We start from the raw sequence: 20,041 nt of genomic DNA on the forward strand, positions 1-20,041 counted from the left end.
CAGTGACTGCTGCAGAGCGCGCGGCCAGGACCGACCAGGCGGACGACCTCCTCCTCCGGGCGTACGACGCCGCGGGTGGGCCCGACGCCGGGATCTCCCTCGTGGCGGTGGGGGGCTACGGCAGGGGTGAGCTGGCGCCGTACTCCGACCTCGACGTGGTGCTCGTCGCCGACGACGGCGTCGACCCCGCGAGCACGACGGAGCTGGCTCAGAAGGTCTGGTACCCGATCTGGGACGCGGGGGAGAAGCTCGACCACTCCGTCCGGTCGCTGGGCGAGATGCTCGACGCAGCCGCTGCGGACGTTCGGGTGGCGTCCGGGCTCCTCGACGTCCGGCACGTCACCGGCGACCCCGGCCTCAGCATGCGGGTGCGGGCCGCCGTGCTCGCCCAGTGGCGGCGCGACGCGCGCAAGTGCCTGCCGGAGCTGCACGCGATCGTCCGCAGCCGGCACCAGCTGATCGGCGAGCTCGCCCACATGTCGGTGCCCGACCTCAAGGAGGCCGAGGGTGGGCTGCGCGACGCGACGGTCCTCAAGAGCCTGACGGCCACCTGGCTCGTCGACATCCCGGCTGCCGACCTCGAGCGCTCCCGGCAGCACCTCCTCGACGTGCGCGACATCCTGCACACCGCCACCGGCCGGGCCACCGACCGGATCGCGCCCGAGCACTGGTCGCAGCTCGCCGAGGCGATGGGCCTGCCCGACGACCTCAGCGCCCAGCGCCAGGTCCGGGAGCTCGGCCGTCGGCTCACCCACCTGTCCCGGCTCGCCTGGCGCCGGGCCGACGACGCCGTACGGCGCACGCCGGCGGCCAAGCCGCGCCGCCCCGAGCTGGAGCGGCTGGCTCCAGGGGTCGCGCTCTCGAAGGGCGAGGTCGTCCTCGACCGGGGTGCTCGGCCCGCGGCGGATCCTGTGCTGCTGCTCCGCGCCGCTGCCGAAGCGGCGCGCCGCAACGTGGTGCTGGCGCCGCCGACGGCGGCCCGCCTGGTGCGCGAGTGTCCGCCGCTGCCCGACCCGTGGCCGGTCGAGGCCCGGCAGCAGATGGTGCGCCTGCTCGCAGCCGGCCCCGGCCTGCTCGGCGTGTGGGAGACCCTGGAGGAGACCGGCGCGCTCGCCGGGATCCTGCCCGAGTGGGAGCGGATCCGGTTGCTGCCGCACGCCTCGGTCATCCATCGCTTCACGGTCGACCGGCACGTCGTCGAGACGTGTGTCGAGGCGGCCTCGCTGATCCGCGACGTGGCGCGTCCCGACGTCCTCGTCGTCGCTGCGCTGCTCCACGACATCGGCAAGGGCGGCACCGTCGAGCACAGCCTCGAGGGCGAGCCGATCGCACGCGCGATCGCGACCCGGATGGGCTTCGAGCCCGAGGCCGTCGACATGATCGCCCGGCTGGTGCGCTGGCACCTCCTGCTCGCGACCACCGCCACCACCCGCGACCCCGAGGACCCGGCGACCGTCGAGCTGCTCACCGAGCACGTCGACAGCGCCGAGCTGCTGGCGCTGCTGACCGCCCTCACCGAGGCCGACGCCAAGGCCACCTCCGGCAAGGCGTGGTCCTCGTGGCGCGCCGGGCTGATCCGCGACCTCTCCCGCCGTACCCGCGGCGCACTGGAGCGCGGCAGCGTCGCGGCCGCCCACGTCAACGACGAGATCCCGATCCCGGCGGCCGCGCGGGACGGGTCGGTCGCGATCAGTGTCGAGACGGTCGACGACGGCTGCCGGGTCACCACGGTCTCCCGCGACCGGGTCGGTCTCCTTGCCGACTGCGCCGCCACCTTCGCGCTCCAGCGGCTCCAGGTGCGCGCCGCGCGCATCTGGTCGCAGGGGGAGTACGGCGTCTCGGTCTGGGACGTCGCCGACGACCACCTCGACGCGGGTCGGCTGCGCAACATGTTCGACGGCATCGCGGCCCGGCGGGTGGACCCGGCGACCCGCCTCGCGCCCCGCGCAGCGGGCCACGAGCTGGCGCCGACGGTCGTGGTGCGTCCTGAGGCGAGCGACCAGGCGACCGTCATCGAGGTCCGCACGGCCGACCGGCTGGGCATCGTCTACCTGGTCTCGGCGGGCCTCGCCGAGCTCGGGATCTCGGTCCGTTCCGCGCACATCTCGACGCTCGGACCGCAGGCGGTGGACGTGTTCTACGTGCAGGAGACCGACGGGTCGCCGCTCCCCGACGAGCGGGTCGCGGCCGCGCTCGCGGTGGTGCGCGAACGGCTCAGTCCGCCCGCGGAGGAGCCTTCGGCAGGTTCTGACGCTTGATGACGGCCCGCATCGCCACGTGGTCGATGGTGATCGGCAGGTCGTCGTCCTCGGGGCGCGGGATGACCTCGCCCTGGTTGTCCTTGGACTTCAAGTCCTGGTCGGCGCGGGCCCGCGCCGGGTCGAAGACGTCGATGAAGCTGCCCATGCCGTCGGACATGCCGCCCGAGGACGGCGAGGGGTTGCGCAGCATCCGGTGTCCGGACCACACCACGAGGAGCAGGAGCAGCAGCCCCGCGGCACCGAACACGACGTACGTCATTCCGTCAGCCTATGCCTGCGACCGGCAGCTTCACGGATCGCCGTTAGAGTTGGCGGTCGAACCCGCGCCGTTGCACGTCCGTCCCTGAGGATCCTCTTTGTTCGCCACCCTGTCCGACCGCCTTGCCGACACCTTCAAGAACCTCCGTGGCAAGGGCCGGCTCTCCGAGGCCGACATCGACGCGACCGCTCGTGAGATCCGGATCGCGCTGCTCGAGGCCGACGTCGCGCTGCCGGTCGTCAAGGACTTCGTGGCGGCGGTCAAGGAGCGGGCCCGGGGCGAGGAGGTCAGCCAGGCGCTGAACCCCGCCCAGCAGGTCGTCAAGATCGTCAACGACGAGCTCGTCGAGATCCTCGGTGGCGAGACCCGCCGGCTGCGCTACGCCAAGACCGGCCCGACGGTCATCATGCTCGCCGGCCTCCAGGGTGCCGGCAAGACGACGCTCGCGGCCAAGCTGGCACTGTGGCTCAAGGAGCAGGACAAGTCGCCGCTCCTGGTCGCCTGCGACCTCCAGCGGCCCAACGCCGTCCAGCAGCTCCAGGTCAACGGTGACAAGGTCGGCGTCCCCGTCTACGCGCCCGAGGCCGGCAACGGCGTCGGCGACCCGGTCGGCGTCGCGCGGGCGTCGATCGAGGAGGCGAAGCGCAAGCTGCACGACGTCGTCATCGTCGACACCGCGGGCCGCCTCGGCGTCGACGCGGAGATGATGGGCCAGGCCGCAGCGATCCGCGACGCGGTCCAGCCCGACGAGGTCCTCTTCGTCGTCGACGCGATGATCGGTCAGGACGCGCTCGTCACCGCGCAGGCCTTCCTCGACGGCGTCGGGTACGACGGCGTCGTCCTGACCAAGCTCGACGGCGACGCCCGCGGTGGTGCGGCGCTCTCGATCCGCCAGGTCACCGGTCGCCCGGTCATGTTCGCCTCCTCCGGCGAGAAGATGACCGACTTCGACGTCTTCCACCCCGACCGGATGGCCTCGCGCATCCTCGACATGGGTGACGTCATGACCCTGATCGAGCAGGCCGAGAAGGCGTTCGACCAGGAGGAGGCGCTCAAGGCCGCGCAGAAGCTGACCGGCCAGGGCGGCGAGTTCACCCTCGACGACTTCCTGTCGCAGATGCAGCAGATCAAGAAGCTCGGCTCGATGACCAAGATCCTCAAGATGCTGCCGGGCGCGGGCCAGATCCGCGAGCAGCTCGAGAACTTCGACGAGCGCGAGATCGACCGGGTCGAGGCGATCATCCGCTCGATGACCCCGGCGGAGCGCGACAACCCCAAGATCATCGACGGCTCGCGCCGCGCCCGCATCGCCAAGGGCTCCGGCCGCACGGTGGCCGACGTCAACGGCCTCGTCGACCGCTTCTTCGAGGCGCGCAAGATGATGATGCAGATGGCGCGCGGCGGTGGCTTCGGTGGCGTCCCCGGCATGCCGGGCATGCCGGGCATGGGTGGCCCGGGCGCCGGCAAGCGCGCCAAGGCCAAGCAGGCCCAGAAGGCGAAGTCCAAGGGCGGCCAGCGCAGGTCCGGCAACCCCGCCAAGGCGGCGCAGGAGGCGGCTGCCGCCAAGGAGAGGGCCGCCGCGCAGGCCGCCAACCCGTTCGGCATCCCCGCAGAGGACATCGACTACGAGGCCGCCGCGGCGAACCTGGACCTCCCCAAGGACTTCTCCAAGTTCCTCAAGTAGGACGACGGGACGGCCGCTCGGTCGCGCCTGTGTGTAGGAGTACGTGGTCGCGCCGTCCCAGCGCGCCTAGCGTCCGAGCATGCTCCCTGCTCGCTCCCTTCGTCCTCGACGACTGCTCGTGGTCGGTGTCCTCTCGAGCGTCGCGCTGGTCGTGCCGGCGCCACCCGCGGGGGCGGCGGGTGAGACCTGTCTCGGCAGCGCGGCGACGATCGTCGGGTCGGGCACCGTCAACGGGACCGGCGGCAACGACGTCATCGTCGGGTCCGCGGTGGCCGACACGATCGACGGGGGCGGTGGCCACGACCTGATCTGCGGCGAGGCGGGCAACGACCGCATCCTCGGCGGCATCGGCAACGACCACGTGCTCGACGGGGCGGGGTCCGACGTCGTCGATCTCGGCGCGGGTGCCGACACCCTGACGACGTACGCGGTCAAGGACCCGCGCGACGTCTTCGAGGGCGGACCCGACATCGACAGCATCGGCTACGACCGGACGGCGACCGTCAAGGTCAATCTCCGCACGACGTTCGCGGACGACGGCGAGACCGGTGAGGCCGACCGGATAGCGGGCATCGAGGTGGTCTCGGGCGGCAGCGGCAACGACACCCTCGTCGGCTCGGACGGCCCGGACCTCCTGTTCGGGGGCAACGGCCACGACAAGCTCACCGGCGGCCTCGGCGCCGACTTCGTCAACGGCCAGGAGGGCAACGACTTCCTGCTGGAGACCGTCGTCGATCACGCCGCCGACGTGATCTACGGCGGCAACGGGACCGACGAGGTGAGCTACGCGAACCGGCCCGCCACCGTCTTCATCGACCTCAACGGCGCGCCCTACAGCGGCGAGTACGACGAGGGCGACACCGTCCGCGAGGTGGAGAACGCGCGCGGCGGCAGGAGCGGTGACCAGATCGTGGGGACCAGCGGCGACAACCGGCTCTACGGCGGCGACGGACGCGACTCGATCACCGACGGTCTGGGTTCCGACACCGTCGACGGCGGCAACGGCTGCGACTACTTCCAGCAGCCCGCAGTGGTCGACCACCGCGACGTCCTGATCGGCGGCAGCGGAGCGTGCGACAGCGTGAGCTACTCCCTGCGCACGATCAACGTCAGCGTCAACCTCGGTGCGCCGACCTCCGCCCAGGGCTGGATGCTCGAGGACGACCGCATCACGACGGTCGAGGGAGCGTTCACCGGCAACGGCAACGACACGGTGACCGGGACCAACGCCGCCAACTACCTGGGGAGTCACGGCGGTGCTGACGTCATCAACGGGCTCGGCGGCACCGACACCCTCTCGTCGAGCGACGGCATCGGCGGCAACGACACCGTCAACGGCGGACCCGGGACCGACGTCGCCCACATCGACGGCGGCGACTCGGTGACCAACGTCGAGAACACCCAGTGACCAGGGCTGAGGACACGCCATGACCACCCCGCGCCGTCACCGCTCGTCCGCCCTGGTCGTCGCCGTTCTGGGGATCGCGGTCTCCGTGCTGGCGGCGACTCCGCCGGTCGATGCGGTGAGCCGGAGCGACGAGACTCCGATCGAGGGTCTCGACGACGCCACCACGACCCGCCCGATCACCGTCGGAGGCGTCGGCGGCCTGACGACCCACGTCAGCGTCACCCTCCGGAACATCCACCACGGCTGGGCCGGCGACATGGACATCATGCTGACGGGTCCCAACGGGGCCCGGGTGGTCCTGATGTCGGACGCCTGCGGTGTCCCCGACCTGGTGAACGCGACGCTGACGTTCGACGACAGGGCCGACGCCACCCTCCCCTTCGCGGGTCCGTGCGAGAGCGGGACGTTCCTGCCGACGGACAACGGGGCCGCCAGCGACGGCTGGCCGGCCGCCCCGACCGCGACCTCCTTGGACGCCTTCAACGGGATCAACGCCAACGGGGTCTGGTCGCTCTTCGTCCGCGACGACTTCCCCTCGGACCCGACCACGATCGGCCGGTGGACGCTCAACATCACCGCCGCACCGGCCAGCGTCCTGCTGCCTGGCGGCACCGGCACGGAGGGCACGTCCTCGCCGTACCCCCGCGCGGTCACCGTCACCGGCCGGGCCGGCGCGATCACCGACCTCGACGTACGACTCCCCGGCCTCCACCACGGCCATCCGGACGACCTCGACCTGCTGCTCGTCGGGCCCGGCGGCCAGTCCATCGTCCTGATGTCGGACAAGTGCGGCGCCCACCCGTTCACCGGGCAGACCGTGACGTTCGACGACAAGGCACCGGCACCCCCGGACGACGGCCCGTGCACCGGCCCGGCTCTCTCCCCGGGCGACGCCGTGGGCTCCCGCGACGCCTGGCCGGCCCCGGCTCCCGCGCGGCCGTACGGCAACAACCTGTCGGTCTTCAACGGGACCAGCCCCAACGGCACCTGGCGCCTGTACGCCGTCGACGACGCCGACGGAGGTGCCGGCTTCCTGACCTCACCCCCGGAGCTGTCCTTCACCCTCTCCGTCCCCCCGCAGCTGTGCCAGGGAGCGGTCGTCACCGTCGACCTCGGTACGGGACAGGTCCCGACCCACGGACCCGATGTCATCCGTGGCACGCCGGGCAACGACAGCATCTCGGCCCTGGGCGGCGACGACGTCGTCTGCGGTCTGGCCGGCGACGACACCATCCAGGGCGGGCCGGGCGACGACCTCGTCGACGGCGGAGCCGGCAGCGACACCGCCAGCTATGCCGCCACGTCGGCGCCGGTGGCGGTCACCCTCGGGACGACCGCGGCGCAGAACACCGGGACGGGGACCGGCACCGACCAGCTGCGGATGATCGAGAACCTCGCGGGCGGGGGCGGCAACGACCGGCTCACGGGCAACGCGTCCGACAACAGCCTCGCGGGCCGCAACGGCGACGACCTGCTCCTCGGTTGGGCGGGCGACGACGTCCTGGTCGGCGGGTCCGGGGTCGACTCCTGCAACGGGGGCGACGGCACCGACACGGTCACCACCTGCGACACCGTGAGCAACGTCCCCTAGCACTCGGGAACGGGACCACCCGTGGGTGGCGGCCCGATGAGTCGGCAGACTGGGTCCATGACCACTGTCCTCATCGTCGACGGCGCGAACGTCGTCGGCGCCCGGCCGGACGGCTGGTGGAAGGACCGGGCCGGGGCGGCGCGGCGACTCCACGAGCAGCTGCTGGTCGCCGACGTGCCGCAGGACCAGGTGGTGCTCGTGCTCGAGGGCGGGGCCAAGGGCGGCGTACGACCGGGGCGCGACGCGCACGTCCGGACCGTCCACGCGCCCAAGGACGGCGACAGCACGATCCTCGCCGAGGCGCGGGCAGCGGCGGAGCGCGGCCACCGGGTGACCGTGGTGACCGCCGACCGGGCCCTCGACGCCCGGGTCGCCGGGGTGGGCGCAACGACCGTCAGCCCTACCTGGCTGCTCGACCTCCTCTGACCCGCATGCATCCCGTCGCCGGCGTCCTCGACTCCTTCGTCCAGGCAGGTGAGCCGGGTGCCGCGGTCTGCGTGGTCCGCGACGGCGAGATCGAGGTCGAGCACCATGTCGGCACCCGTGACGGCACCGTCCCGTGGGACGCCGACACGCTGGTGATGACCTACTCCGTCGCCAAGCCGTTCGCGGCGCTGACCGTGCTGAGCGCCGTGGCCGACGGCGCGCTGGCCCTCGACCAGCGCGTCGCCGACCTCTGGCCGGAGTACGGCGCGCACGGCAAGGGCTCGACCACCGTCCGGCACGTCCTCTCCCACGCCGCCGGCCTGCCGTGCTTCCCGGCGGCCGCGGCCGACGTGCCGTACGACGACGAGGCCGTGCTCGTCGGCCTCCTGGCCGACGCGGCGCCCGACCACGAGCCGGGGTCCGCGGTCGCCGAGCACGCCCTGACCTATGGGCACCTCTGCGCGGAGGTCCTCCGGCGCGCGACCGGCGAGGACCTCGCCGACCGGTTCGCCGGGATCGCCGCCGGGCACGGCTGGGACCTCCACCTGCGGGTGGCGCCCGCCGACCGGGGCCGCGTCGCCGACGTGGTCGCCCACGACGAGGCGTGGCCCTCGTCGTACCTCTCCGACCCCCGGTGGGGTCCGGCTCTCGGTCGGCCGACCGGGCTGCTCGACCCGGCGGTCCTCAACTCCGAGCGGTTCCGGACGACGAGCTTCCCGGCGATCGCGCTGCACGCGTCGGCCCGTGGGCTGGCCCGCTTCTACGCCGGCCTGCTCGCGGCCGACGGTCCGGTCCGTGACCTCCTCGGCCCGGACCTGCACGCCGCCTACATCGGCCCCGCGGCCACCGGACGCGACCGGGTGCTCGACCGCGACGTCACCTGGACGCTCGGCTTCCAGGTCGACGCCGAGGACATCGGGATGGGCGGCGCCGGCGGCAGCAGCGCCTGGTGGTCCTTCGCCGGCGACTACGCGGCCGCCTTCGTCACCCGCGGGCTCGGCACCCACGACCGCAGCGGTGCGGTGTGGGACGCCCTCGAACCTCGGTAGGTTCGGATCCATGTCCTCGGCGCTGCGATTCCACGGTCCGGTCCTGCCCGACGGCGAGGTGCGCGACCTCTACGTCGTCGACGGCCGGGTGACCTACGAGCGGCAGCCGGGCGCCGACACCGCCGCCGCGGGCTGGATCGTCCCCGGGCTCGTCGACGCCCACAACCACCTCGGTCTCGAGGACGGGGGAGCGGTGTCCGACGAGGAGATCGAGCGGACCGCTCTCGCCGACCGTGACAACGGGGTCCTGCTGACCCGCGACTGCGGTTCGCCGGCCGACACCCGCTGGGTGCAGGAGCGCGAGGACCTGCCGCGCCTCATCCGGTGCGGCAAGCACGTCGCCCGCACCCGCCGCTACCTGAAGGGGTACGGCGTCGAGGTCGAGCCGGACGACCTGGTCGACACCGTCGCCGAGCAGGCCCGCGCGGGCGACGGCTGGGTCAAGCTCGTCGGTGACTGGATCTCCCGGGAGGACGGCGACCTCACGCCGTCGTTCCCGGCCGACGCGGTCGCCGGTGCGATCGGGACGGCGCACGCGCTCGGCGCCAGGGTCACCGCCCACTGCTTCGGTCCCGACTCGCTGGGGCCGCTCCTCGACGCCGGCATCGACTGCATCGAGCACGGCACCGGCCTCCAGGAGCAGCACATCACGCGGATGGTCGCCCACGGGACCGCCCTGGTGCCGACGGTGCTCCAGACCGACAAGTTCACCGACTACGTGACCGCGGGGCGCGACAAGTTCCCGGCCTACGCCGACCGGATGGGCGCCCTCCACCGGTCGCGGCGCGACGTCCTGATGGCGGCCTACGAGGCCGGGATCGACCTCTACGTCGGCAGCGACGGCGGCGGCACCGCGCGCCACGGCGTGTTCCACGAGGAGGTCCTCGCGATGGCGGCGATGGGCCTGCCGGCGGACTACGTCCTCGGTGCCGCGTCGTGGCGGGCGCGGGCGTGGCTCGGCTGGAACCCGGGTCTCGACGAGGGCGACCCGGCCGACTTCGTCGTGTATCCGAGCAACCCGGTCGACGACCTCGGGGTGCTCGCGCGGCCGTCGTACGTCGTGCTGCGCGGGCGCCGCTACCCCTGAACCGTCAGACGGCGGGGCGGATGCCGCGCGCGAGCTCGGCCTCGGCGGCGAGCAGGTGCTCGTTGGCCGCGCGGACCTCGGCCGCGCAGCTGAGCGGCGTGATCTCGAGGGCGGCGTCGAACGCCGCCTCGATGTGCGCGAGCGCACGGGGGCTGTTGCCGGCGGCGGCGAGCAGCGCCTCGGCGTGACGGACGATCGCCGTGGCGAGGACGAGGTTGTCGACCCGAGATCCGGCGACCGGTGCGGTGGGAGTGGTGAACATGGCGGCCGCTTCCTTTCCTGGGGGTCTGTGTTGGTGTGGTGTGGTGCGGTGTTGTTGCAAGTGATCCTTCTCCGACGCCGACCCCACGGGCACCATCTCTCGGTCCCAACGGATTAGTCACGAAGGACCAGGACCCTCGCCGGATCGATGGATCGGGCGATCGGCGGGATTTGGTGGGGGAGCGGTGCCGTCTGGCACACTGGGCGGCTGAGTTCTGTGTCGAGCGGACCCTCTCTACCGGTCGGCGCAGCGCCCTCGACCCGCAACGTCGGTGTTCCCCACCTGTCGGCGCGTGTCACCCACCACAAGATCTCAGAGGAGACACCACAAACGTGGCCGTCAAGATCCGTTTGAAGCGCCTGGGCAAGGTCCGGGTGCCGCAGTACCGCATCGTCATCGTCGACTCGCGCAAGAAGCGCGACGGCAAGGTGATCGAGGAGATCGGCAAGTACCACCCCAAGGAGGACCCGTCGTACATCGACGTCACCTCCGACCGGGCGCAGTACTGGCTGAGCGTCGGCGCGCAGCCGACCGAGGCCGTCGAGGCCATCCTCAAGGTCACCGGTGACTGGCAGAAGTTCAAGGGCATCGACGGCGCCGAGGGCACCCTGAAGGTCAAGGAGCCGAAGCGCGACAAGCTCGAGATCTTCAACGAGGCCCTCAAGGAGGCCGCCAACGAGCCCAAGGGCGCCGCGGTGACCACCAAGAAGAAGGCCGAGAAGAAGGTCGAGGAGGCTCCCGCCGAGGAGACCCCCGCCGAGGCCCCCGCCGCGGAGGAGGCTCCCGCCGAGGAGGCCCCCGCCGCCGAGGAGACCCCGGCCGCCGAGGCCGAGTCCACGGACGCTGAGCCGACGGACGAGGGCTGAGCAGATGCTGGCTGACGCGCTGGAGCACCTCGTCCGCGGAGTGGTCGACCACCCCGACGACGTGGTCGTGCGCGACAAGCAGCTGCGCCGCGGATCGGTGCTCGAGGTCCGGGTCCACCCCGACGACCTCGGCAAGGTGATCGGACGTGGGGGCCGCACGGCCTCCGCGTTCCGCACCGTGATCTCGGCCCTCGCCGGCAACACCGGGACCCGGATCGACTTCGTCGACGTGGACCGACCCGGACGCCGCTGAGAAATTGGCGTCGCTCGAGGTCGTCGTCGGTCGCATCGGGAAGCCGCACGGCATCCGCGGTGAGGTCACCGTCGATGTCCGCACCGACGAGCCGGAGAAGCGCTACGTCCCCGGGGTACGGCTGCTCGCGCAGCCGCCCCGGGGTTCGGCTTTTTCCCACCCGACCCTGACGGTCCGGCGGCTGCGCTGGCACCAGTCGACCCTTCTGGTCGCCTTCGAGGAGATCCCGGACCGCACGGCCGCCGAGGCCGCGCGCGGGGTCGTGCTGCGGGCCACGATCGATCCCGACGAGGTGCCGGAGGACCCCGAGGAGTTCTACGACCACCAGCTGATCGGTCTCGCGGCGTACGACGTCGACGGCACCCACCTCGGTGAGGTGACCGGCCTGGTCCACGGCGCCCAGGACATCCTCCAGATCCGGACGCTCGACCGCCGTGACGCGCTGGTCCCGTTCGTGGCCGCGCTGGTGCCCGAGGTCGACGTCGCCGGCGGACGGGTCGTCATCGCCGACCGGCCCGGCCTGGTGGCGCCGTTCCCCGACGACACCGAGACCGACAACGCCGAGCGGGAGTAGGGCCGTGCGGCTCGACTACCTCACGATCTTCCCCGACTACCTCGCGCCGCTGCGGCTCTCGCTGCCGGGCAAGGCGGTCGAGAGCGGTCTCCTCGAGCTCCACGTCCACGACCTGCGGTCGTGGACGACCGACAAGCACCGCACCGTGGACGACACGCCCTACGGCGGCGGCGCCGGCATGGTGATGAAGCCCGAGCCGTTCGGCGCGGCGTTCGACGCGCTCGAGATCGAGCCGGGCGACACCATCGTCTTCACGACGCCCTCCGGGGAGCGCTTCGACCAGCGGGTCGCCGAGGACCTCGCGACCCGCTCCCGGCTGGTGTTCGCCTGCGGGCGCTACGAGGGCATCGACCAGCGCGTGATCGACCATGCCCGCACTCGTGCCGAGGCCCGCGAGATCAGCCTGGGCGACTACGTCCTCAACGGCGGTGAGGTCGCGGCGCTTGCGATCACCGAGGCCGTCGTCCGGCTGCTGCCGGGGTTCATGGGCAACGCGGCCTCGCTCGTCGAGGAGTCGCACGCCGCGGGCGGGCTGCTGGAGTACCCCGTCTTCACCAAGCCGCCCACGTGGGACGACCGCTCGGTCCCCGACGTGCTGCGCTCCGGCGACCACGGCGCGATCGCGCGCTGGCGCCACGAGCAGGCCCGACGCCGTACGGCGGAGCGCCGGCCCGATCTGCTGGCGCCCTCCGCGCTGGCCGACGGCACCCCGATCGAGCGTGCCGTCCCCGGCGACGCCGGCGAGCTGATGACGCTCCAGCGGGCCTGCTGGGTCCAGGAGGCCGTGGCCAACCCCGGCGCGCCCATCCCGGCCTTCGCGGAGTCGCTCGACGACGTCCGTGCGTGGCTGGGGGAGTGGGACACCTACGTCGTCCGCCGCGCCGGCCGGTTGGTGGGGGCCGTCCGGGGCCGGCTCGAGCCGGACGGCACCACCTGGGACATCGGCCGGGTGATGGTCGCCCCCGACGTCCAGGGCCAGGGACTGGGCCGTGCGCTCCTGGAGCACGTCCAGGCGGCCGCTCCGGCGGCGGCGACGTCGTACACCCTGTTCACGGGAGCGGGCAGCGATCGCAACCAGCGGATTTACAAGAAGGCGGGCTTCCGGCTGCGGACCGACCTGCCGGCTCCGCCGGGGGCCGTGGTGCTCGTGAAGCAGCGTTCCCACGCCTGAAACACGCTGGGCGAACCTGTAACGCGCGCGAAACACGTCGCGTCGTGAGGTGAAACGACGGCTCGTGAGTATCGGTCGCAACGCGGTCAGCAACGACGTTGGCCCCCTGTGTACCGGGTGCTCCGGTAGGCCCGTACCTCCCGAGGAGTTCTATTCAAATGGACCTTGCAGTTGTCTGGCTGCTGCTCACAGCAGCCCTCGTCCTCTTCATGACGCCCGGGCTGGCGTTCTTCTACGGCGGCCTGGTGAAGTCGAAGAGCGTCATCTCGATGATGATGCTCAGCTTCGGCAGCATCGGCGTCGTCGGTGTCCTGTGGATCCTCTTCGGGTTCAACCAGGCCTACGTCGACGGCTCGGAGAACGACTGGATCCCGCGGGTGCTGGGTGACCCGTTCACCGACTTCGGCCTGCAGGACGCCGCCAAGGCCGCATTCGCCGGCGAGGACGGCTCCGGCCTCCTGCTGGCAGGCGCGATCTTCGGCTCGACCTTCGCCATCATCACCGTCGCGCTCATCTCCGGCGCGATCGCCGACCGTGCCCGGTTCTGGCCCTGGATGCTCTTCGCCGGCCTCTTCGCGACCCTGGTCTACTTCCCCGTCGCCTCGTGGGTCTTCGCCTTCGACGCCACCGGTGACTTCACCGGCTGGGTCAACAAGCTCGACGAGAACTTCGGCTACTCGACCGGCACGATCGACTTCGCCGGTGGTACGGCGGTCCACATCAACGCCGGTGCGGCCGCGCTCGCCCTCGCGCTCGTCCTCGGCAAGCGCAAGGTCGGCTTCTCCAAGGAGGAGGCGCAGCCGCACAACGTGCCGCTCGTCCTCATCGGCGCCGCGATCCTGTGGTTCGGCTGGTTCGGCTTCAACGGTGGCGCGGCCATCGCGGACGGCCAGGCCGGTCTGATCTTCGTCAACACCATGGTCTGCCCCGCTGCCGCGCTCGTCGGCTGGATCGTCGTGGAGCACTTCAAGGAGGGCAAGCCGACCGCGGTCGGTGCCGCCTCGGGCATCGTGGCCGGTCTGGTCGCGATCACCCCGTCCTGCGCCAACCTGACCCCGATGTGGGCGATCGTCCTCGGCCTCGTCGCCGGTGCCGTCTGCGCCGTCGCCATCGAGCTCAAGTACAAGATCGGCGTCGACGACACCCTGGACGTCGTGGGCATCCACCTCGTCGCCGGCATCATCGGCACGCTGTACCTCGGCTTCTTCGCCATCGACACCGGCCTCTTCACCGGTGGCAACTTCGAGCAGCTCGTGGTCCAGGCGATCCCGGCGTTCACGATCCTGGCCTACTCGTTCGTCATGGCCTTCGTCCTGGGCACCGTGATCGAGAAGACGATCGGCTTCCGCGCCAAGGAGGAGGACGAGGTCGCCGGTATCGACCTGGCCCTGCACGGCACGGGCTACGCGATCGACTGATCCACCACCCGCACCACCCGCAGGCCCGTCCCGGTACGCCCGGGGCGGGCCTGCGGCGTTCCGGGGTCAGGGGGTGAAGAGCGGCAGGGTCTCGACGCCGCTGGGCAGCGCGCCGTCGTACGACCCGGCGGAGCCGGTGAGACGGAGCGTCCCGCCGACCGCGTCCCGCTCGAAGCGGACGGTCGCGGTGCCGCCGGACGCGAGGGTGATGGTGACGCCGTCCTTGGTGCCCTGCGCGGCGTCGGTGACCGCGGTCGCGGCCCCGTCGACGACGAGGACGTTGAGGATCTCGACCTGGTCGCCCCCGGGCACCGACCAGGCGAGCCGGTAGCCGCCCGAGTAGTCGCTGTCGACCGTGGTGAGAGCAGTCACCGACGAGGTCGCCGCGCTGGGGACGACGCGGTGGTCGACGAGCCGTCCGCCGTCCCACGACGCCGTGCTGCCGGTGACGGTCGGCTGGAACGGCGAGCTCAGGAGCCAGCGGTACGACGTCCCGGGATCGGCCTCGACGCGGTCGTAGACCACGAGGACGCCGGGCTTGAGGTAGACGACCTCGCGCTGCATCCGCGTGACCGGCTGGTCGCCCGTGCTCGGATGGGTGTAGAGGTCGGTCGCGTCGGCCGCCGCGTAGGTGAAGTCGGGGTCGTCGGCGAGCCGGAGCACCTCGGTGGCTCCGCCCTCCCACTGACGCAGGGACTGGGTGACTCCGTCGACCACTCCGGTGACGTCGACCAGGTTGTGCGCGCCGGTCTCCTGGCGCAACCCGCTGTGCGAGTCGATGTTGGGGTCGTAGGCGAGCCAGCCCTCGTCGTACAGCAGGAAGGAGAGCTGGTCCTGGTGGGCGTGGGACTCGGTGTAGGAGCCGATTGCGAGCTGGAGCCAGGTGGCGTCGGTGGTCCAGGAGTCGCGGGCGAAGAGGTGGCCGACGCCGTCGGCGTAGTAGGTCGGGTGGAGCGTGGCGAGCGGCGCGCGGGTGCTCGGCCCGCCGCCGTAGAGGAAGTCGTAGACGTACTGGAACTGCTGGGTCATCGTCGGCACGGAGCTGTCGGCGAGCCAGGTCCGCAGCGGTGCCGTCAGCGCGTCGTCGGGGTAGAGCCGGGCGAGCGCCAGCGCGTACTCGCGGTGGTAGTCGAAGAGGGCGGCCGTGCTGTCGCGGGCGTGGTCCCCGAGCGGCGCGATCCGGTCGAGCGTCGGGACGGTTGCCTGCATCAGGTAGGCCATCGAGAGCCGGGCGTGGGTCGTCAGGTCGGCGATCGACTCGCCGGTGCTCGACTCCCACACGTCGTAGAGCCACCACAGGCTCCGCATCGCGGTGCCGTAGCCGGTGCCCTCGCGGGAGCCGCCGCCGTGCAGCTGGGCGTCGAAGGCGGGGACGAGCTGGCGCTGGATCTTCGCGGTGCGGAACTTCGCGATCCACCGGCGGGCGTCGTCGTGCTCGCCCCTCGTCGCGAGACCGAGCAGCTGTGTCGCCTCGAGGAAGGAGTAGTAGTAGTTGTTGAACGGGTTGTCGACCGACCAGCCCGGCCACGGCACCGCGCGGTCACCCCACCGGGCGTCCTCGTGGTGCCACACGTTCCACACCGCCTGGTTCGCGAACGCGATCCACTGCCGCCGCTGGCGGCGAGGAACGAGGCGGTGGCACCAGTCGTAGGTGAGAGCGATCTCGGCGACCCGAGGTCCGACCTCGAGGTACTGGTCTCCCGCGATCACCGGCACCTTGCCCGCAGCGATCCGCCGCCGTTCGGCGCGCACCTGACGCTGGACCCGCGCGACCGCGTCGTCGCAGTACCGCCGCTCCCCGGTGAGCGCGCCGAGCAGCGCGGAGTACCAGGCCTGGTAGGCGTAGACGTCGTCGTTGCCGAGCGCGCTGACCACGAGCTTGCGGAACCTCACCGCCGCCGGGTCCCGGTCGCGCAGCAGCCCACGCAGCCGGGCGAGGTTGTCGGCGTCGAGGTAGACCCGAGGGTGCCGTCCCCGGTACGACGGGTCGGTCGCCCCGCGCGCCGGGGCCACGACGGCGTCGATCGGCCCGTCGGCCGTGCCGCTCGTCTGCGCCGACGCGGTCAGACCAGCAGCAGCCAGGACGAGCGCCCCCGCCCCCACCCTCGTCCGTCGTCCCCGCACCGCTTCATGATGCACCCAGACGGAGGCTGGAGGACTGGATCCGGGAGCTCAGGTCCTCGACCTCGCCGAGGACGGAGCGGGTGAGCCAGACCGGGGCCCGGCGGGAGCGGGGTGCCTGGGTGAGGACCTGAGCGTCGGCGAGGGTCTCGATGGCCTCGCGGACCGCCGGCTCGGGGACGTCGATCCGCTCGACCACGAGCTCGACGTTGACGATCGGCTCCTCGGTGAGCAGGTCGAGCAGCCGGTGGATCGGCGTGCCGGGGCGGGTGCCGCCGACGGCGTCGTGCCACTCGCCGCGCAGCTCCTTCACCCGTGCTGCGGTCCGCCACGACTCGGCGGTGGCGACGCTCGTCGCCTGGGCGAGCAGCGCGATGATCGGGGCGGCCTCGCCGTCGCGGTAGCGGTTGAGCGACTCGAAGTAGCGGTCGCGGTGGGCGACGAGCGCGGACGCGATCGGAACGGTGATGTGCTTGGCGGCCCGCCGGCGGCGGAGGACCGCGTGGATGAGGGCGCGGCCGATCCGGCCGTTGCCGTCGATGAACGGGTGGATGGACTCGAACTGGGCGTGCACGATCGCGGCCTGCACGAGCGTCGGTACGTCGTCGCGGTTGGCGTAGGCGAACAGGTCCTCGAGGTAGTCGGCGACGGTCTCCGGCGGCGGCGGGACGTGGAAGGCGCTGACGGGGGAGTAGTCGCTGCCGCCGACCCAGTTCTGCGTGGTCCGGAACTTCCCGGCCCGGTGCGCCTCGTCCGGGTGATGGCGGAAGAGGTCCTCGTGCGCCTTGAGGATGGCGTCGGCGGTGATCGTGCGGCTCGACTCGGCGTGCCGGATCATCCGGACCAGCGCCCCGGTCGCCGACGCCATCGACACCGCCGATGCGTTGGCGCCGACGCCGAGCAGCGCCCGCCCGTAGTCCGCGAGGCTGGCGTCGACGTTCTCGATCTTGGAGGAGTCGACCGCCTCGATGCGCAGCAGCAGGGGGTTGAGCGCCTGGAGGGTGCGTCCGTGGACGAGGTCGAGGTGACCGAGGTCGCCCGCGCTGGCCGTCGTCATCGCCGCCAGGGGTCGTTCGATCGGGAAGTCGAGGTCGCGGATGTGCGGCGGCAGCGAGACGGTGATCTCGCGCAGCTGACGGTCGGCGCGCGGCCCCCTGGCCACCCGCTGGCGGTAGGGGCGCTGTTCGTGCGTGTGGGGCACCCAGTCGCTCACGAGGAGCATCCTCCCAGCGCGGACCCGGGGATTCGCCCACCGCAGCGCCGTGATCTGCGATAGGAACAGGCCATGGCCACCGCAGGGGGTCGCAAGCTCCGACCGCTGGCGCTCGTGTGCGCCCTGCTCTTCGTCCTGTGGGGCGCCGCGTCCGCCGGCTCCCTGGTGGCCCAGCTCCAGCTGCTCGACGAGTTCGGCTGGCCCGACGAGAACGCCGACGGCGAGATCTGGGCCTGGACGATCCTCTACCTCTCCGCGGCCGCGAGCGGCTGCTGGGTGGCGCTGTGGGGGCTCTTCGGCCTCGCTTGGCGCCCGCCGCTGCACTTCGGCGTGCTCGCGCTCCTCGTCGCGTTCGGCACCGAGGTGTCCGCCAACCTGGTGCAGGCGTCGTACCTCGGCGAGGCGATCCCGTCGTGGGACTTCAGCGACCAGCTCCAGTGGTACGGAGACCGCGTCACGTTCGAGTCCAACCTGCTGGGGACCGGGGACGAGACGCAGGCGTTCTTCATCGCGCTCCCGTTCGTGACGGCCATCCTGCCGCTCCTTTGCTACCTGGTCGTCCTCTTCAGCGGCGCCGGCCGCAAGCGCAAGGGCGTTCACGTCCAGTACGTGCAGGCGCCTCAGCAGTACGCCGCGCCGGCGTACCAGCAGCCCTACCCGCCGCAGCCGTACCAGCAGCCGTACGCCCCGCAGCCGTACGCCCCGCAGCCGTACGCCCCGCAGCCGTACCAGCCCTACCCGCAGGCACCCGTCCAGCCGACCCACCAGCCACCACCGCAGCCGGCGTACCAGCCGCCGCCCGCGCAACCGCCACCGCAGCAGCCCCAGCAGCCCCAGCCCCGCGTCCCGTGGCAGGACGTGCCGCCGGTGGTGCGCGGCCGGCCCACCCCGCCCGCCCCGAAGCCTGTCGACCCCCCGGACCAGCACGAGACGCTGCCCTACCAACGGCCCCCGGGCGGCTCCTGAGCCCGCCTCGGAGGAGATCCTCGCGATTACCGACCGCTCTTCGACCTGTGCGATGATCGTCCGTCGGTGATGTGGACGCCGCCCTGCTCGTCAGGGAGCGTCGATCTGGCTCTGCCACAGGGGAGCCGTCCTACCGCCTCACCACGAAGAGACACGACACCACTATCCGCGGTTGACCTGTGCGCACTCGCGAGGAGCCATCATGAGCAACGTTTCCCCGTCCATCGTCGCTGAGCTCGGCAACGCCTCGAAGCGCGACGACATCCCCGCCTTCCGCGCCGGTGACACCGTCAAGGTCCACGTGAAGGTCATCGAGGGCAGCCGCTCGCGGGTCCAGATCTTCCAGGGCGTCGTGATCCGCATCCACGGCAGCGGCGTCGGCCGGACGTTCACCGTCCGCAAGGTCTCCTTCGGTGTGGGTGTCGAGCGGACCTTCCCGCTCCACTCGCCGATCTTCGAGCAGATCGAGATCGTGACCCGCGGTGACGTCCGTCGGGCGAAGCTGTACTACCTGCGCAACCTGCGCGGCAAGGCTGCCAAGATCAAGGAGCGCCGCGAGTTCTGATCCAGGTACTGGCTAGAGTCAGTAACTGTGACGACCGACGCCCCCGGGGACTCCGAGGCCCTCGACTCCGAGGCCACCGACGACGTCGACGGAGATCCTGTGGACCGGCTGCCGACCCCTGCCGACAAGCAGCGGGACGAGAGTGGCGAGCGCAAGCACCTGCCGGTCTGGCAGGAGAGCATCCTGCTGCTCGGCATCGCGCTCGTGCTCGCGATCGTCATCAAGACGTTCTTCGTCCAGGCGTTCTACATCCCGTCGGAGTCGATGGAGCCGGGTCTGATCCGCAACGACCGGATCCTGGTCCAGAAGGTCTCCTACTGGTTCGGCGACGACCCGGACCGCGGCGACGTCATCGTCTTCGAGGACCCGGGCGACTGGCTGACCGGTGAGGAGCCTGCTCCCACCGGCCTGGCCAACCTGTTGTCCAAGATCGGTCTCTACCCGACCGGTGGCCACCTGGTGAAGCGCGTCATCGGCACCGAGGGCGACGTCATCACGTGCTGCGACGAGGAAGGCCGGATCCTCGTCAACGGCGAGCCGATCGACGAGTCCGACTACATCGCGCCGCGCGAGGCGAAGTGCGCGGGCGCCGGCACCGGCTTCGGCTGCAACTGGTCGGTCGGCCCGATCCCGGACGGCAAGCTGTTCGTCCTCGGTGACAACCGGGGCGCGTCCGCGGACTCCCGGGCCCACATGTGCCAGGCGGGCGTCGAGACCTGTACCAAGAGCCCGTGGGTCGACACCGATCTCGTGGTCGGCAAGGTGTTCGCCCTGGTCTGGCCGCGCGACCGCTGGGACTGGATCAGCAACCCCGGCGCCTTCGACGACGTGCCTGACGACCCGCCGGCCGAGGACTGACCGGACCGG

Annotated in this window: 19 protein-coding genes; 15 read left to right on the plus strand and 4 right to left on the minus strand. The window is 71.8% G+C overall.

What is annotated here, in order from left to right; genetic code table 11:
* The first annotated feature begins 2 nt into the window (after positions 1–2).
* Positions 3–2,258 carry a [protein-PII] uridylyltransferase gene (locus H0487_RS06665; protein ID WP_183093447.1) on the plus strand — a complete coding sequence of 752 codons (2,256 nt, stop codon included), beginning with the start codon at positions 3–5 and terminating at the stop codon, positions 2,256–2,258.
* On the opposite strand, the gene H0487_RS06670 is transcribed toward H0487_RS06665, so the two are convergent.
* Positions 2,215–2,520 (minus strand): hypothetical protein, encoded by a 306-nt coding sequence (locus H0487_RS06670; protein WP_183093448.1) that lies wholly within the window; start codon positions 2,518–2,520, stop codon positions 2,215–2,217. The genes H0487_RS06665 and H0487_RS06670 overlap by 44 nt on opposite strands.
* Before the next feature lie 97 nt (positions 2,521–2,617).
* Between H0487_RS06670 and ffh the strand changes: the two genes are divergently transcribed.
* From ffh to H0487_RS06700, 6 genes are all read left to right on the plus strand, one after another.
* Positions 2,618–4,204: a signal recognition particle protein gene (ffh, locus tag H0487_RS06675; protein ID WP_183093449.1), complete on the plus strand. Its 1,587-nt coding sequence runs from the start codon at positions 2,618–2,620 to the stop codon at positions 4,202–4,204.
* 79 nt (positions 4,205–4,283) lie between these two features.
* Positions 4,284–5,612: a calcium-binding protein gene (locus tag H0487_RS06680; RefSeq protein WP_183093450.1), complete on the plus strand. Its 1,329-nt coding sequence runs from the start codon at positions 4,284–4,286 to the stop codon at positions 5,610–5,612.
* 19 nt (positions 5,613–5,631) lie between these two features.
* The gene (locus tag H0487_RS06685; protein ID WP_183093451.1) at positions 5,632–7,203 is read left to right on the plus strand and encodes a proprotein convertase P-domain-containing protein; all 1,572 of its coding nucleotides are present in this window, start codon (positions 5,632–5,634) and stop codon (positions 7,201–7,203) included.
* A gap of 57 nt (positions 7,204–7,260) precedes the next feature.
* Positions 7,261–7,629 carry an NYN domain-containing protein gene (locus tag H0487_RS06690; RefSeq protein ID WP_183093452.1) on the plus strand — a complete coding sequence of 123 codons (369 nt, stop codon included), beginning with the start codon at positions 7,261–7,263 and terminating at the stop codon, positions 7,627–7,629.
* A gap of 5 nt (positions 7,630–7,634) precedes the next feature.
* On the plus strand, positions 7,635–8,678 hold the full coding sequence (locus H0487_RS06695) for a serine hydrolase domain-containing protein (protein ID WP_183093453.1): 1,044 nt from the start codon (positions 7,635–7,637) through the stop codon (positions 8,676–8,678).
* A gap of 10 nt (positions 8,679–8,688) precedes the next feature.
* Complete coding sequence (locus H0487_RS06700; protein ID WP_183093454.1) at positions 8,689–9,765, plus strand: amidohydrolase family protein; 1,077 nt, start codon at positions 8,689–8,691, stop codon at positions 9,763–9,765.
* A 4-nt stretch (positions 9,766–9,769) separates the two neighbouring features.
* On the opposite strand, the gene H0487_RS06705 is transcribed toward H0487_RS06700, so the two are convergent.
* The gene (locus H0487_RS06705; protein ID WP_183093455.1) at positions 9,770–10,027 is read right to left on the minus strand and encodes a hypothetical protein; all 258 of its coding nucleotides are present in this window, start codon (positions 10,025–10,027) and stop codon (positions 9,770–9,772) included.
* Positions 10,028–10,359: 332 nt separating this feature from the next.
* On the opposite strand from H0487_RS06705, the gene rpsP reads away from it, so the two are divergent.
* The 5 genes from rpsP (at position 10,360) to H0487_RS06730 (ending at position 14,309) form a co-directional block, all read left to right on the plus strand.
* Positions 10,360–10,893 (plus strand): 30S ribosomal protein S16, encoded by a 534-nt coding sequence (rpsP, locus tag H0487_RS06710; protein ID WP_183093456.1) that lies wholly within the window; start codon positions 10,360–10,362, stop codon positions 10,891–10,893.
* 4 nt (positions 10,894–10,897) lie between these two features.
* The gene (locus tag H0487_RS06715) at positions 10,898–11,146 is read left to right on the plus strand and encodes an RNA-binding protein (protein ID WP_183093457.1); all 249 of its coding nucleotides are present in this window, start codon (positions 10,898–10,900) and stop codon (positions 11,144–11,146) included.
* Positions 11,147–11,150: 4 nt separating this feature from the next.
* Positions 11,151–11,720, plus strand: coding sequence for a ribosome maturation factor RimM (gene rimM / locus H0487_RS06720; RefSeq protein ID WP_183093458.1), 570 nt, complete (start codon positions 11,151–11,153; stop codon positions 11,718–11,720).
* 4 nt (positions 11,721–11,724) lie between these two features.
* Positions 11,725–12,891, plus strand: coding sequence for a tRNA (guanosine(37)-N1)-methyltransferase TrmD (gene trmD, locus H0487_RS24230; protein WP_183093459.1), 1,167 nt, complete (start codon positions 11,725–11,727; stop codon positions 12,889–12,891).
* A 158-nt stretch (positions 12,892–13,049) separates the two neighbouring features.
* A complete protein-coding gene (locus H0487_RS06730) occupies positions 13,050–14,309 on the plus strand; it encodes an ammonium transporter (protein ID WP_183093460.1) in 1,260 nt (419 codons plus the stop codon).
* Between the two features lie 66 nt (positions 14,310–14,375).
* On the opposite strand, the gene H0487_RS24235 is transcribed toward H0487_RS06730, so the two are convergent.
* Together H0487_RS24235 and H0487_RS06740 are read right to left on the minus strand one after the other, a co-directional pair.
* Complete coding sequence (locus H0487_RS24235; protein ID WP_183093461.1) at positions 14,376–16,433, minus strand: heparinase II/III domain-containing protein; 2,058 nt, start codon at positions 16,431–16,433, stop codon at positions 14,376–14,378.
* Between the two features lie 4 nt (positions 16,434–16,437).
* Positions 16,438–17,643, minus strand: coding sequence for a Fic family protein (locus H0487_RS06740; protein ID WP_376766668.1), 1,206 nt, complete (start codon positions 17,641–17,643; stop codon positions 16,438–16,440).
* Between the two features lie 72 nt (positions 17,644–17,715).
* On the opposite strand from H0487_RS06740, the gene H0487_RS06745 reads away from it, so the two are divergent.
* From H0487_RS06745 to lepB, 3 genes are all read left to right on the plus strand, one after another.
* Complete coding sequence (locus tag H0487_RS06745; RefSeq protein ID WP_183093463.1) at positions 17,716–18,609, plus strand: hypothetical protein; 894 nt, start codon at positions 17,716–17,718, stop codon at positions 18,607–18,609.
* Between the two features lie 202 nt (positions 18,610–18,811).
* Entirely contained in the window at positions 18,812–19,174 is a 363-nt protein-coding gene (gene rplS / locus H0487_RS06750; protein WP_183093464.1) for a 50S ribosomal protein L19, read from the plus strand.
* 27 nt (positions 19,175–19,201) lie between these two features.
* Entirely contained in the window at positions 19,202–20,032 is an 831-nt protein-coding gene (lepB, locus tag H0487_RS06755; RefSeq protein ID WP_312855849.1) for a signal peptidase I, read from the plus strand.
* Positions 20,033–20,041 lie beyond the last annotated feature (9 nt).

Origin of the sequence: Nocardioides stalactiti (assembly GCF_014180715.1) — a bacterium.
GTDB lineage: Bacteria > Actinomycetota > Actinomycetes > Propionibacteriales > Nocardioidaceae > Nocardioides > Nocardioides stalactiti.

Excerpts from the sequence above, each read along its gene's own strand:
- H0487_RS06695 (WP_183093453.1), top strand. The coding sequence starts at position 7,635 with ATGCATCCCGTCGCCGGCGTCCTCGACTCCTTCGTCCAGGCAGGTGAG.
- rplS (WP_183093464.1), top strand. The coding sequence starts at position 18,812 with ATGAGCAACGTTTCCCCGTCCATCGTCGCTGAGCTCGGCAACGCCTCG.
- H0487_RS06745 (WP_183093463.1), top strand. The coding sequence starts at position 17,716 with ATGGCCACCGCAGGGGGTCGCAAGCTCCGACCGCTGGCGCTCGTGTGC.
- H0487_RS06680 (WP_183093450.1), top strand. The coding sequence starts at position 4,284 with ATGCTCCCTGCTCGCTCCCTTCGTCCTCGACGACTGCTCGTGGTCGGT.
- H0487_RS06690 (WP_183093452.1), top strand. The coding sequence starts at position 7,261 with ATGACCACTGTCCTCATCGTCGACGGCGCGAACGTCGTCGGCGCCCGG.
- H0487_RS06685 (WP_183093451.1), top strand. The coding sequence starts at position 5,632 with ATGACCACCCCGCGCCGTCACCGCTCGTCCGCCCTGGTCGTCGCCGTT.
- H0487_RS06715 (WP_183093457.1), top strand. The coding sequence starts at position 10,898 with ATGCTGGCTGACGCGCTGGAGCACCTCGTCCGCGGAGTGGTCGACCAC.
- H0487_RS06700 (WP_183093454.1), top strand. The coding sequence starts at position 8,689 with ATGTCCTCGGCGCTGCGATTCCACGGTCCGGTCCTGCCCGACGGCGAG.
- H0487_RS06730 (WP_183093460.1), top strand. The coding sequence starts at position 13,050 with ATGGACCTTGCAGTTGTCTGGCTGCTGCTCACAGCAGCCCTCGTCCTC.
- H0487_RS06670 (WP_183093448.1), bottom strand. The coding sequence starts at position 2,520 with ATGACGTACGTCGTGTTCGGTGCCGCGGGGCTGCTGCTCCTGCTCCTC.
- H0487_RS06705 (WP_183093455.1), bottom strand. The coding sequence starts at position 10,027 with ATGTTCACCACTCCCACCGCACCGGTCGCCGGATCTCGGGTCGACAAC.